Source organism: Pseudovibrio sp. JE062 (assembly GCF_000156235.1).
Lineage (GTDB): Bacteria > Pseudomonadota > Alphaproteobacteria > Rhizobiales > Stappiaceae > Pseudovibrio.
In genome coordinates this window covers 166,328-179,787 of the sequence record NZ_DS996814.1, presented here as the reverse complement: position 1 = coordinate 179,787, position 13,460 = coordinate 166,328, and the positions used below count along the sequence as shown (strand labels likewise).

The 13,460-nt window shown below is 54.4% G+C and carries 11 protein-coding genes and 2 rRNA genes (1 of these 13 cut by a window edge); 2 read left to right on the top strand and 11 right to left on the bottom strand.

Features of this window, described 5'->3' with window-relative positions; genetic code table 11:
- Positions 1 to 1,636, top strand: a 23S ribosomal RNA gene (locus PJE062_RS22500); it begins 1,089 nt to the left of the window's first position.
- Between the two features lie 89 nt (positions 1,637 to 1,725).
- A 5S ribosomal RNA gene (gene rrf / locus PJE062_RS22495) occupies positions 1,726 to 1,840 on the top strand.
- Positions 1,841 to 3,396: 1,556 nt separating this feature from the next.
- Here rrf and PJE062_RS22490 read toward each other — a convergent pair.
- The 11 genes from PJE062_RS22490 to PJE062_RS22440 all read right to left on the bottom strand — a co-directional run bounded on the left by PJE062_RS22490 (position 3,397) and on the right by PJE062_RS22440 (position 13,392).
- Positions 3,397 to 4,662, bottom strand: a complete 1,266-nt coding sequence (locus tag PJE062_RS22490; protein ID WP_008552203.1) for an NAD(P)/FAD-dependent oxidoreductase — start codon at positions 4,660 to 4,662, stop codon at positions 3,397 to 3,399.
- Positions 4,663 to 4,719: 57 nt separating this feature from the next.
- Positions 4,720 to 5,532, bottom strand: a complete 813-nt coding sequence (locus PJE062_RS22485; protein WP_208982440.1) for a c-type cytochrome — start codon at positions 5,530 to 5,532, stop codon at positions 4,720 to 4,722.
- Positions 5,529 to 6,587 (bottom strand): c-type cytochrome, encoded by a 1,059-nt coding sequence (locus PJE062_RS26945; RefSeq protein ID WP_008552152.1) that lies wholly within the window; start codon positions 6,585 to 6,587, stop codon positions 5,529 to 5,531. The genes PJE062_RS22485 and PJE062_RS26945 overlap by 4 nt, the downstream gene beginning before the upstream one ends.
- Positions 6,571 to 7,836, bottom strand: a complete 1,266-nt coding sequence (gene soxC, locus PJE062_RS22475) for a sulfite dehydrogenase (RefSeq protein WP_083417017.1) — start codon at positions 7,834 to 7,836, stop codon at positions 6,571 to 6,573. The genes PJE062_RS26945 and soxC overlap by 17 nt, the downstream gene beginning before the upstream one ends.
- A 39-nt stretch (positions 7,837 to 7,875) precedes the next feature.
- The gene (soxB, locus tag PJE062_RS22470) at positions 7,876 to 9,558 is read right to left on the bottom strand and encodes a thiosulfohydrolase SoxB (protein ID WP_008552131.1); all 1,683 of its coding nucleotides are present in this window, start codon (positions 9,556 to 9,558) and stop codon (positions 7,876 to 7,878) included.
- 84 nt (positions 9,559 to 9,642) lie between these two features.
- Positions 9,643 to 10,485, bottom strand: coding sequence for a sulfur oxidation c-type cytochrome SoxA (soxA, locus tag PJE062_RS22465; protein ID WP_008552264.1), 843 nt, complete (start codon positions 10,483 to 10,485; stop codon positions 9,643 to 9,645).
- A 27-nt stretch (positions 10,486 to 10,512) separates the two neighbouring features.
- The gene (gene soxZ / locus PJE062_RS22460; RefSeq protein WP_008552087.1) at positions 10,513 to 10,842 is read right to left on the bottom strand and encodes a thiosulfate oxidation carrier complex protein SoxZ; all 330 of its coding nucleotides are present in this window, start codon (positions 10,840 to 10,842) and stop codon (positions 10,513 to 10,515) included.
- 24 nt (positions 10,843 to 10,866) lie between these two features.
- Positions 10,867 to 11,301 carry a thiosulfate oxidation carrier protein SoxY gene (gene soxY / locus PJE062_RS22455; RefSeq protein ID WP_008552095.1) on the bottom strand — a complete coding sequence of 145 codons (435 nt, stop codon included), beginning with the start codon at positions 11,299 to 11,301 and terminating at the stop codon, positions 10,867 to 10,869.
- A 132-nt stretch (positions 11,302 to 11,433) separates the two neighbouring features.
- Positions 11,434 to 11,892: a sulfur oxidation c-type cytochrome SoxX gene (gene soxX, locus PJE062_RS22450; protein WP_008552156.1), complete on the bottom strand. Its 459-nt coding sequence runs from the start codon at positions 11,890 to 11,892 to the stop codon at positions 11,434 to 11,436.
- Positions 11,893 to 12,020: 128 nt separating this feature from the next.
- Positions 12,021 to 12,593: a thioredoxin family protein gene (locus PJE062_RS22445; protein ID WP_008552260.1), complete on the bottom strand. Its 573-nt coding sequence runs from the start codon at positions 12,591 to 12,593 to the stop codon at positions 12,021 to 12,023.
- 61 nt (positions 12,594 to 12,654) lie between these two features.
- Positions 12,655 to 13,392, bottom strand: coding sequence for a cytochrome c biogenesis CcdA family protein (locus PJE062_RS22440; RefSeq protein ID WP_174519226.1), 738 nt, complete (start codon positions 13,390 to 13,392; stop codon positions 12,655 to 12,657).
- Positions 13,393 to 13,460 lie beyond the last annotated feature (68 nt).

Here is a 13,460-nt window from a genome sequence, read left to right as displayed (position 1 = left end):
CGCGCCGAAAATGTACCGGGGCTAAAGCCATACACCGAAACTGCGGGTGCGTCTTATGACGCGCGGTAGCGGAGCGTTCTGTAAGCTGATGAAGGTGGACCCGTGAGGGCTGCTGGAGGTATCAGAAGTGCGAATGCTGACATGAGTAACGATAAAGAGGGTGAGAGACCCTCTCGCCGAAAGTCCAAGGGTTCCTGCGCAACGCTAATCGGCGCAGGGTTAGCCGGCCCCTAAGGCGAGGCCGAAAGGCGTAGTCGATGGGAACGGGGTTAATATTCCCCGGCCAGTGGGTAGTGACGGATGCCGTGTATCGTATCTCCTTATTGGATTGGAGATGCGGTGAAGGTGTTCCTGGAAATAGCTCCCACGCTAAGACCGTACCCGAAACCGACACAGGTGGACAGGTAGAGTATACCAAGGCGCTTGAGAGAACTGTGCTGAAGGAACTCGGCAAATTGCTCCCGTAAGTTCGCGAGAAGGGAGCCCGGTACGAAGGCAACTTTGTATCGGGGGCACAGAATAGGGGGTTGCGACTGTTTATCAAAAACACAGGGCTCTGCGAAGCCGCAAGGCGACGTATAGGGTCTGACGCCTGCCCGGTGCTGGAAGGTTAAGAGGAGGTGTGCAAGCACCGAATTGAAGCCCCAGTAAACGGCGGCCGTAACTATAACGGTCCTAAGGTAGCGAAATTCCTTGTCGGGTAAGTTCCGACCTGCACGAATGGCGTAACGACTTCCCCGCTGTCTCCAGCACAGACTCAGTGAAATTGAATTCCCCGTGAAGATGCGGGGTTCCTGCGGTCAGACGGAAAGACCCCGTGCACCTTTACTACAGCTTCACACTGGTATTCGTGATGACATGTGTAGGATAGGTGGTAGGCGTTGAACCCCGGGCGCCAGCTCGGGTGGAGCCATCCTTGAAATACCACCCTTGTCCTCATGGATATCTAACCGCGGTACTACAATATCCGGGACCGTGTGTGGCGGGTAGTTTGACTGGGGCGGTCGCCTCCCAAATGGTAACGGAGGCGCGCGAAGGTAGGCTCAGAGCGGTCGGAAATCGCTCGTTGAGTGCAATGGCATAAGCCTGCCTGACTGCGAGACTGACAAGTCGAGCAGAGACGAAAGTCGGTCATAGTGATCCGGTGGTCCCTCGTGGAAGGGCCATCGCTCAACGGATAAAAGGTACGCCGGGGATAACAGGCTGATGATGCCCAAGAGTCCATATCGACGGCATTGTTTGGCACCTCGATGTCGGCTCATCGCATCCTGGGGCTGGAGCAGGTCCCAAGGGTTTGGCTGTTCGCCAATTAAAGCGGTACGTGAGCTGGGTTCAGAACGTCGCGAGACAGTTCGGTCCCTATCTGCCGTGGGTGTAGGAAATTTGAGAGGATCTGTCCCTAGTACGAGAGGACCGGGATGGACGTACCTCTGGTGGACCTGTTGTGGCGCCAGCCGCATTGCAGGGTAGCTATGTACGGAATGGATAACCGCTGAAGGCATCTAAGCGGGAAACCAACCTCAAAACAAGATATCCCTTGAGAGCCGTGGAAGACCACCACGTCGATAGGAGGCATGTGGAAGGGTGGTAACATCCGAAGCTGAGCCTTACTAATAGCTCGATCGATCTTGATCACTCCCATTAAGCTATAATCATAAAGCTTAAATCCAAAAACAAAGCTTCAACTAAACAAAACAGACCAGTTCATAATGTGACTTATTCCTGCCCGGTGGCTATGGCGGGGCGCCCCCACCCGATCCCATCCCGAACTCGGAAGTGAAACGCCCCTGCGCCAATGGTACTTCGTCTTAAGACGCGGGAGAGTAGGGCGCCGCCGGGCATGAATAAGACACACAAAAATCTCGACAAAATACACAGAACACAAAATCACACAAAAGCCCCCGTTGCACACTGCACGGGGGCTTTTGTGCGTCTAATGACAGACGAGGGGGGTGAGACTTTGCATCTCGCGACTAACGGAGCGGAGAACCAAGGCGCAAAAGCCTCTTAGAGCTGCCAATAATCCTTCATCCCAAAACAACCTCTCGCAGAGAAACCGGCCGCGATTGCAACGTATTGTCAGTCTGGTGCCAAATTGATTATGGCATCCGCTGCCAATCCGCACTCAGACTTCTCTTTGCCAAGCTTCACTTCTCCATCTTCAATTCTCAAAGATCCCGGACTTGTCCGTTTGCGGTGTTGCATGGTTAGAGGATGGAGTGTGTTTTGGTCGTGGTCCATTCCCGTAATGTTCTCCTTGAGACTTTGGTGCTGGTGAACTGGTGGCTGGAAACAGGTTCTGGTTTGCGATTGACATGAAGTCGGGGCTTGAAGTGGGCCTTGTTTGAGCGTTTGGCGAAATGGCAGATAGTCCTTGGTGAGGCACGTGGTATCTAGATGCTCAGGGTTGAGTTGGAGGAGAGCTGAATGAGATGGCAGATAGCTTTGCACTCCGCCTGACGATTGCTTGGGAGGTTGCTGGTGCAGATCTAGAAGATGGGGTGTTCTGGGGAGAAGTCTAGCCTAAGTTTAGCGGTGTGGTGTTGATCAAAGAGCCTGTCAGATAGCACGCGCAGTGTAGCGCCTCGAATGAGGACGTGATCCTATCAAAGTGCCGATCTGGTCAGAGGCTGGTGTAAAGAGGCTTGCAGGTAAAAGAGGACGGCTGACTCGGTTGCTGTGAAAGCAGGGGAGCAGGTGCTGATCGTGCTGCAACCTGCGAGGCTGTGATCGGTTGCGTGAACGAACCTGCATCAGTCATCATACACCTCTTTGAGGATCAATGCAGCTTTGCGCTCCTATGTGCGTTCGTTTGAAAGATTTGCGTTCCAACTGCGTTGATCGGTAGGGAATGTGTGTGCCTGAGCAATAGAAGAAGCTCTGTTGAGTTGATGGGATGAGTGCGGGCCATGGAGATCGTGCAGGTAGATGAACCGCCTGTTCTGGCGGACGGTTTTGTACCGTGACTTAAGTTATCCCCGTACCTTGCCGACAAGTTCTCATGAGCCGTTGAAACTGTGCGAGGATATAGCGGGAATAACTGCCAGAAAGACAAGGTCGGTCAACGAGAATACAAGCCCAGTTGAGAGGGCATGTAAGCTAGTGAATGTGGCACTCATAGTCCCAGGCACTGGCGATCTTGTCTGCTGAGGCTTATCCCCTTTGCTCCTGCCACCAGAACTCTGCCATCTGTGACGTACTCATAGTCGTCAGCCTGTATAACGGAGAGGTCCAACATCGGTATCAAGGCTGTGCCGAATAGAGTACTCTCCTCAGGCCGCCGCCGCTGCTGATTCCGACCCTAGTCAACATCCGGCGCAATACTGTGCAATGGAGGGGTAGTGCGTCAGAAATCACGAGGCGCCCCTCCCAGAGCGCCCCGCACATCTCGTTTCCTTATCCAAACATATCCGTGGTAATCCCAGCGTACCAACCCAAACTCTCCTCGTAGGTCTGTTTGCGCAGGGCGTCGTCCTCGTTGTTTTGGGAGATGAAGCCGTCCACCTTGGCGATTTTTTCGTCCGTGGCCACGTAGCTTGCCCCCACTTTCACGCCGTTGTCCGTGGAGATCAGGGACCAGCAGGTGTTGGAGAAGCGTGGTTTGAAGGCGCGCGAACTGGTCAGAGCATGGCGAATGGCCATGGCGGCGGCTTTGGCCTGGCTGTTGGCGGAATAAGCAGACTTCGGCATGTCGCCGTTCTGGGTCGCATCACCAAGCACGTGGATGTTTTCATCCATCTGGCTCTGCAGTGTTGCCGGAACGATTGGGCACCAGCCCTTCTCATTGGTCAGACCAGCCTGCTGTGCAATGCTGCCAGCCTGCATCGGTGGAATCACGTTCACCACATCCGCTTTAACGGTCTCATCCTCCATCACCACTTCCATGGTGGCGGGATCAACGCGCTGCACACCGCCGGTGAACTCGTCTGTTAGCCAGTCAACCATGCCCGGATAGTGTGTTTCCCAGCCTTCCATGAACAGGCCCTGCTTGGAGAACTTCTCTTTCGGATCAAGGATGAGGATCTTGGCGGTTGGATTACGCTGCTTCAGCACATGGGCGACCATGGAAATACGCTCATAAGGGCCAGGAGGGCAGCGGTACGGGTTAGGCGGCGCAACCATGGCGAAGGTTCCACCTTCTGGCATGGCCTCAATCTGAGCCTTCAGCAACTGTGTCTGCGTACCGGCTTTGTAGGCATGAGGCATCTTCGTCTGGGCAGTCACATCCCAGCCTTCAATGGAATCTTTGATAAAGTCGATACCCGGCGACAGAACCAACCGGTCGTAGGAAATCGCATCGCCGCCTGCGAGGCGGACTTTCTTTTTCTCCCGGTCAACAGCAGAGGCCCAGTCGTGTACGACCGTCACGCCATACTCGCTTGCCAGCTTACCGTAGGAATGCGCCAGATTGGACATGGGCTGGAAGCCGCCAATGGCAAGGTTGGAGAAGAAGCAGGTGTAATAGGTGCGGGAAGGCTCGATCAGGATCACCTCAATCGCGCCTTTGGAATCCTTGGCGATATAGCGTGCAGCGGTTGCCCCGCCAGCACCACCACCAACAATGACGACACGTGGCCGCTTTTGCCCCAAAGCCATCGGGGAGGATAAGAGCGCTGCACCGGCAGCAGCTGTTCCCAGAAAACGACGTCGGTTCAAAATCATAAGTCAATTCCTCCCTAAAATAAGTTTGGAGCACATCCGCGAAAATGGGGATGTGTTCTAATCCAGGCCTTTGAAATAAGCCGCCAGAGCCGCGATCTCCTCCTCCGAGAGCCGCTTGGCGATCATCTGCATAACGGGATGGGGTCGGTGTCCTTTCTTATAAGCGCGCAAAGCGATCACGAAATCCGGTTGCGGCCAGCCTGTAATAGCAGGGATCCCTTTGTCTGCTCCGCTGGACTGATGGCAGCTGGTACATTCAGAGGAAAGATACTCGCCATATTCAGCATCGCCGTCCAGATAGGCTTCCTCATGAATGCTCGGGGCATCCTGTTTCAAAAGGCTGGCAGACGCCTCCGGAATGTTGGCCGGGCTGACGGAGAACTGGCGCAAGTACGCAAGAAGGTCTGAGCGATCCTTCTCTTTTCTCATGCCCCGGTAGTTCATGCGTGTGCCCGAAACCAGGTTCTTCGGGTTTTGGATGTAAATGTTCAGCGTGTCGATGTTCCAGCGCAGGCCATCTGCTCCGGCGCGTTTCATGGCTTTAGAGTATTTGGCGCCTTCAATACTGGCTGCCTTGCGGTCAAACACACCATTTAGATGGGGCCCGATGCGGTTCTTGGCATCCTTGCCAACATCATGACACCGCAGGCAGGCGTTGAACAGGCGCTCACCACGCGCAACATCCTGCGCCGAGGCAATAGAGACCGCCCCTGACAGGAAACCAAGCGCAACAAGGCTGGAGGCTGCGAACCTGCGAAAACTGGCAGGAGTTTTCGTGTGCAGGGCACGCAGCATTGAGAGTGGGAAGCAGTTTGCTACACTCGGGGAAATAGCAAACTGCTTCAAGAGAGCAGGTATCGTGGCTCTCATTGGGAGTGGCTCTTAAGGAACTCGATGAGCGCAACGCGGTCTTTCTCCTTCTTAAGACCGGCAAACGACATCTTTGTTCCTTTCACAAATTTCTTCGGCTTGGTCAGGAAGGCGTCCAGATTTTCATCGGACCAGACAAGACCATCCCCATTGAGCTGTTTCAATGCCTTGGAATACTTGAAGCCGGAAACCACAGCCGCCTGCTGGCCGATAATGTCATTCAGGATCGGACCAACCTTGTTCTTGGCTTTCTCACCAACCTGATGGCAAGCCTTACATTTTTTGAAGACCTTGGCACCTTTCTTGATGAGTGCATCATCAAGGGCAACGGGTTCGGGAGTCGGAGCAGGCTCAACGGCCACTGCGGGTTCTGTGGAGGCAACCTCTTCAGTTTTTGGGGCCTCACTTGCTGCAGCATCCTCTGCGGCCTTGGTTTCTTCCGGTGTCACATCCAGAACCTGAGCCCGTGCGGTGATCTTCACCTCCGCTTTACAGTCCTTCATGCAGACATCGCGCTTTTTGAAGACTGGCGACTCTTCACGATCGTCCATGTAAAACCCATCTTCATTAGGCAGACGAACAGACGTGAAGTTCTCTTGGCTCAGCTCAAAATCATCTTCCACCAGATCATTGGCATAAAGCAGGAAGGCGGTGATGGCGTAAACTTCATCCGGCTTGAGCGACTGCGCTTCGCCAAATGGCATGGCGCGGTTCACGTAATCAAACACGGTGGACAGGTAAGGCCAGTAAGAGCCAATGGTTTTAACTGGCCGCTCAGAGGTCAGCGTGCCGTCACCGCCAGAAAGTACCGGCCAGCGATCAACGCCCTCGGCAAAGTCACCGTGGCAGACCGCACAGCGTTCAGCAAAAATCTCTTCGCCTTGCTCCACGTTTCCGCGCCCGGCAGGCAAACCCTGACCATCAGGACGCACGTCGATGTTCCAAGCCGCCACTTCAGCAGGAGTTGCTGCACGGCCAAGATTGAAGGAACCAGCTGTTGCCGCACTGGTGAGCAACAGCGTTCCCGTTGCCAGAACACTAAGAAATTTCAACATTTTCCGCCTCACCATTTTCGCCAACGTACCAGGTGTGGATTCCGTTGTTGTGGTAGATGGAGTTTTCGCCGCGAACAGCGCGAAGTTCATCTTTTGTTGGCTGTACGTAGCCGGTGGAATCGTGCGCGCGGGATTGCAGCAGCAGTGGCTTTCCATCCCAGTCGAACTCGAAATAGAAGCGGTGCATGGACTTGTCGAAGCTTGGGCCGTCCATTCTGGCCGCATGCCAGTTCTTGCCGCCGTCCAGCGTAATGTCCACACGAGGAATGGTGCCGCGCCCGGACCACGCCAGACCGGAGATGATGGTATGGCCGCTCTTGTGCAGGATAGGGGCCTGCGGGCTCGGGTTGGTGATGACGGACTTACAGTCCATTTCCCACGTAAACCGTCGCGCCTTACCATTCTCCATCAGGTCGGTGTACTTGGAAGTCTCTTCGCGGTGATGCCATGGCTCATCGCCCACCTCGATGCGGCGCAGCCACTTGATCCACATATTGCCTTCCCAGCCCGGAACCACCAGACGCAGCGGATAGCCTTGCTCAGGACGCAGCGCTTCACCGTTCATCTTGAAGGCGACCAGACAGTCGTCGAGGGCTTTCTGCAAAGGAATGGAGCGGGTCATGGCAGAGGCATCAGCACCTTCTGGCATCAACCACTTGGCGTTGGTCTTCAGCCCGGCTTCTTCCAGCAGCAAGCGCAATGGAACGCCGGTGTACATCACGTTGTGGATCATGCCATGCGTGAACTGACAGCCGTTGAGCTGAGCCCCGCGCCACTCCATGCCGGAGTTGGCGGCGCATTCCAGAAAGTACACCCGGTTCTCACGCGGGAAGCGCATAATGTCTTCCATGGTGAAGACAAGCTCTTTGTCCACCAGACCGTTGATCATCAGGCGGTGCTGTGCGGGATCAACATGCGCCACGCCGCCGTGGTGGCGTTCAAAGCACAGGCCGTTCGGGGTGATGATGCCGTCCAGCTCGTGCAGCGGGGTGAAGTTGATGGAGCTGACGCGATCAGCGGTGAGCCACTCCACGGTGCGCCGCTTCACATGCGCCTCAAACTTGGAGGGCATGCCATAAGGCATCGCGTCCACACCATCGCCCAGCTCCTGCATCCAGGGCTGCAGATTGGTGATGGCCGGATCATCTGCCCGGGCCGGAAGCGCAGCGCCAGTCAAGGCAGCTCCACTCAGCAAGGCCCCGCCTTTCAGGAGGTTTCGGCGGGTAGGTGACTTTAGTCTTTCACTCATGTCAATTACTCGTCATCTCAAAATCTAAAGGGGATCGCCTCACACGCCTGTGACACGAACCGTAGAGTTGGGGTCCATTGTGATGGTGCCTTTGCGGCTGATGTAATCTTCAACCACCTGCCAGATCTCAGGCCCTTCGGTGTCCTCTCCAACAGAGGCCCAACCCGAAACCACATAGGTCTTGGCAGGATCAATGGTCTCGCCGGTCTTCAGCAGCGTCATGTTGGAAACGCGCTCACCCACGGGCTTGGAAACGTCGATGGAGTAGCCCATGCCGCCCACGCGAACCATGTCACCACCCTGCTGGTAATACGGATCCGGGTTGAACAGGTTGTCGGCCACGTCCTCCAGAATTTCATGCAGGTATTGACCGGTCATCTCGGTGCGATACGCATTCGGATAGGTCATGCTGGTGGCGTTGTGGATGTCTTCGCGGGTGATGTTGTCGCCCGGCAGCAGGGATGGTCCCCAACGGAAGCCCGGAGACAGTGCGATGTCTGCATCCCGTTCCTCAATCAACGCCTGACAGATCAGATCATCCCATGTGCCGTTGAAGTTACCGCGGCGATAAAGCAGGCTGTCGGTGGTGCCGATGACTTCTTCCAGCTCCTCCTTGAACGGTGCGCGCTCTTTCTCAATCAGAGCTGCCATCTCAGTGTCTGGATCGATCACATCGGAGAACACCGGGATTAGCTTGTAGGTGAAGTCTTTGATGCCGTTCTTGTCCACGTCCAGATCCAGACGGGAGACAAACTTGCCGTTGGAACCGGACGCGATGATCATGGTCTTGCCAACCTTCACCGGCTCCGGCACCGCATCATGGGTGTGACCGCTCAGGATCACATCAATGCCGGAAACCTGCTGCGCCACCTTGCGGTCTACGTCAAAGCCATTGTGGCTGAGCAGGACAACAACATCAGCGCCTTCCTGCTTCACTTCCTCCACCATCTCCTGAATGCGCGCCTCGCGAATACCGAAGGAAAGGTTCGGGAACATCCAGCCCGGATTAGCAATCGGCATGTACGGGAAAGCCTGACCAATCACGGCAACCTTGGCCCCGCCACGCTCAAAAATCTTGTAGGGCTCAAACGCCGGTTCATCCCACTCATTGTCAAAGATGTTGGCTCCCAGGAACGGGAAGGGCAGTTCTTCAACGATCTCGTTCACCCGATCAATGCCGTAGGTGAACTCCCAGTGCGAGGTCATCGCATCCGGGTTCAGTGCGTTCATCAGGTTCACCATGTCCTGACCATCTGTCTTCAGCGCCGTCATGGAACCGTGCCAGGTATCCCCGCCATCCAGGAACAGCGCATCCGGTCGCTCCGAGCGGATCGCCTTCACGATGGTGGACACCCGGTCCAACCCGCCCATCTTGCCGTAGCTGCGCGCCAGCGAAACAAAGTCCTCGGAGGTCAGCGCATAGGCTTCCGGTGTGCCAGTCTGGTAGTTGAATGCATTCAGAAGATCTTGCCCGGTGATATGCGGCAGCAAACCTTTCTGCGCACCCACACCAATGTTCACGGAGGGCTCGCGGAACCAGATCGGCTTCACCTGCGCATGACAATCTGTAAAGTGGATGATGGTCACATTGCCGGTGGTTTTGAAGTCCAGAAGTTGGTTCTGCGTCAGGGCCTGACGCGCGGCCAGAACTGGAAAATTACCAGCTCCAAAAATCGCGGCTGCAGCGACACCAGCCTGCAAGAAATCACGGCGCGAGATCATCTCCGCACCCTCCGTAGGTTATATGAATTTCGAAAATTGTTTTAGATCAGGAGGTTGCTACATATGAGCAACCTCCAAAATCGCTTAGTTACGAACGGATGGGGTTTCGACTGAAAGTCCCATTCCGCGAGAAGCCACGTAAGCTTCAAGGGCAATAAACTCATCACTGCCGCGCTTGTAAGGTTCAGCACGCACCTGATCCATACAGCCTTTGAAGCGGCGGTGAATGGAGCCCAGACCACCCCATTTGAGGCGATACACCGGGAAGCCGTTGATCTGCCCCTGACTCAAATGGTCAGCGCGGATCATGTTGCCGTAGTTGTCTTCATGGCAGTTGGCACAAGCCATATTCAGCAGGCCAACCCGGGTGTAGTAAAGCTCTTCACCCTTCTTGATCCAATCAGCCATCGGGCCATCGGTCTCCAAAGCAACCGGCATGCCGCGGGATTGCAACCCGATCATGGCCGTCATCGCCAGCATCTCGGCGCTTTCCCATTTCCATGGTTCGGCTCCCTGATGCGTTTCGATGGAAGCATTGATCAGCATTTCCATCGTGGCAGGCTTGCCCATCTCGTCATTCCAGCGCGGCAGCTTGGTGCGCAAACCAGCAAAGCTGTCTGCATCCCCATGACAATCCGCGCAGGACTTGTTGGATGTCCCGGCAGGTGTCTCCCAAATCTCCTCTGCATACTCAATGGCCACAAACGCAGGATTTTCAAAATCATCCATCTGCAGCGCCTGAGTTTCAGCGGAGCGGAACCGCCAGCCGGAAATGATCTCGTCCAGCGGATGGTCATCCGCTGCGACTGCTGTTGTTGCTATGGTCTCCCCGTCGATGACAAGTTCGCGTCCGTCATCGGCAAGTGCAGCTGTGCTAAGTACGCCACAGAGAAGCCCCCCAGCGAGTATAGAAACCGTCCTTTTCATACCCTTCTCCTCCCAAAGAATGGCTCGTTAGGCTACCGTGATCTTCTTTTCCAAGTCGTAGACGGAGCCATCATCATCAGTCCATTCAAAGCGAACTGAACCGGACTCTGGCACCCGCATCTGAAATTCGATGTATGGGTTTGCAGAAACGGATGGCTCAATGTTTGCCATGAACACTGGCTCGCCATTAAAGGTGGCCGCAAACTTATTGATGATCTTCCGTGGAATGGCCTCGCCGGTTTTCTTGTCCTTACGCTGACCGGATTCCATTGGGTGCGAGATCAGTGTCTTGATGGTCACGACCTCGTTGGCGCTTGCCTTCTTAGGCACTTTTACGCGTGGTTTAACCTTTGCCATGTTGTTTTCCCGATGCCTTTCTGATTAACCGCCACAGCCACCAATGGTGACTTTGACACTGCGCTTGGTTGTGATGGCAGAACCGTCCTGCATCTTCGCAACAGCGATAATGTCCTGTGTTTTCGCAAGGCGAATACGGGTCTTGGCTTCCTGAGCGCCGGAAAGGGCGCTGAAGTGGAAGGTCGCAACACCCGGGCTTGGGTTGCCAGCTGCAAGCAGCATGATGGAGGCAGCCCCCGGCGCGGAGACTTCAATCGGAACAGTGTTTCCGTTCTCGGCAATCTCTGGTGCGCCAATGGTGATGTCACCTCTTCCTGGCGTTGCACCGCCGGTGAACTCCAGAATTGCATCTTCAACAGCGTTGCCTGCTGCGAAAGCTGGCGCGGTAAAGCGCAGTGTCGTTAGGGCTGCTGCGCCTCCTACTGCAAGACCAAGCGCTTCACGTCTGGTAACAGTCATTTTCAAAAAGTCCTCCTTGGAGCGTATCGCCGGAAAGCGCGAAGAATGGTTCGGCAAACGATACGCTTGAGCAATAATTTTGAGTGTGGTGCGCGACCGATCAGGACCGCAGCACACCCAGGGCAATCCTGCCTATTCCTTCAACGTCGCCAGATAAGCGACGATGTCTTCAACTTGTTCGGCTGAAAGAATTGTCTTTCCCGCAAACTTCTTTGCCACGCGGTTCAAACCATCAGTCTTGTAGAAGGCAGGCATGATCGTCGCATCCCCGAAGACTTCCTTCGAGTTGATGACAATCGCCCGCAGTTCTGCTTCGGTATAGGTGTCTCCGATACCCTCAAGGTACGGACCTATCTCTCCGTGGAACTGCTCTTCAGCAAGATCATCATTGGCGTGGCAGGCAAGGCAGTTACCCAGCTTGCGATTGGCGAACCATTCCCGTCCTTTGGCCGGATCACCTGCAACACCGGTCAAGGAGACCGGCACTGCTGCCTCGACAAATTGAACGTCACCTGGAGCAACAACCCCGGCAACGGCACTCCCAGAAATTAGCAGCGTTGCAGCCGCTATAGTTTTGGCAATCGCCTTCATTGCTCCCTCCCAATTACAGCGATTCAATATTTTTATGCTACTCAGGTACGTAGAAACACTCAACTTAAAATTCACATAATTGAATATGTTAATATATGAACCTTAGTCTAACTAATTGAGTGAAAACGCTATTCTGAGGCTGCTTTTTGTTTCAAAAATTCACGAGCATGAAATTTTTGAAAATGTTCATCGCCCTCATAGCCCTTCTGTTTGACCCAGCGAAGCATGTTCAGCGTGGTCCATTTGCCAAATGAACCCGGCATGGTCTGCACGGATGCAGTGCCTGCTGTTTTGCCATCCTCCACCTCTTCAGGCAGGAACAGGAAGGTCGGGGTGAACACAACGCCCCATCTGCGGGCGATGTTTTTTTCGGTTTGAACTTCCCCGTCGAAGTCCGTCACCTCTTCATCGCCAAACAGGTTCATCTGTACCACGAAGTAGTTGTCTTCGATGAACTTGCGAACCTCCCCGTCGCTAAAGACATTCTCATGCAAACGCGAGCAGTAGATGCAGCCGCGTTGCTCAAAGAGAATAACCATGCGTTTGCCTTCTTCATTGGCAGCGGCAAGGTCTTCTCTCAGGTCTTTGAAGGTAAGGCGGAGCCATGGCTGTTTGTGAAGACCGTCCTCTCCAACCTCAGCAAAGCTCATAGTCATGCTGGCGAATACCATCGCAGCAGCAAGCACAAATTTCTTAAGCATCGATCCCTCCCATAACGTACCTGTCCGCAAGACCCGGCAGGGCCTCAGAAACAGGCACGCCTCAGCTTAAAGATGTCAGTCCTGGCGCATACTCGATCATCTGCTCTGCAATCCAGGAAACGGTGTTCGTCCCAATCAACACCGCAAAAACAATCAAAAGAACGCCCATGCCTTTTTCGATCGCACCGAGATACTTTCGAAAACGGCCCATGAAGCTCAAAAATGGTTTTGAAAACACAGCTGCCAGAATGAACGGCAGCGTCATGCCAACGCCATAAGCAAACAGCAGCAACATGCCCTGAGAAACGTCATCACTGGCACCAGCGGTAAACAAAATGGTTGCCAGAACAGGACCAACACACGGGGTCCAGCCAAAGGCAAACGCCAGCCCGACGAGATACGCGCCGATGATTCCCGCAGGGGCAGAAGAGCTGTCCAATCGTGCTTCTCTCAGCAGCAGATTGAGCCGGATGATGCCGACAAAATGCAGCCCCAGAATAAAGATCACCGCCGCCGCGATGTAGCGCAGCACATCAAACCAGTCACGCAGCAGTTGACCGAAAACGGTTGCCGTTGCACCAAGGCCAACGAAGATTGTGAGGATGCCTGCAGCAAAGAAAAACGACGTAAAAACAACGCGTCGTTGAATGGCAGGCGTAACCCCATCACCGGAAAGTTCGTTCATTCCAATGCCGGCAATGTAGCAAAGGTAGAACGGAACAATGGGCAAAATACAGGGCGAGAGAAACGAGAGAAGACCCGCACTTCCCGCAGCGATTATAGTTAGATCTGGATACATATGGGCACTTGCTAAAAACACATTCTATTATTAGAATATTTAGATATCATAGATTTTAAATTGTCAAT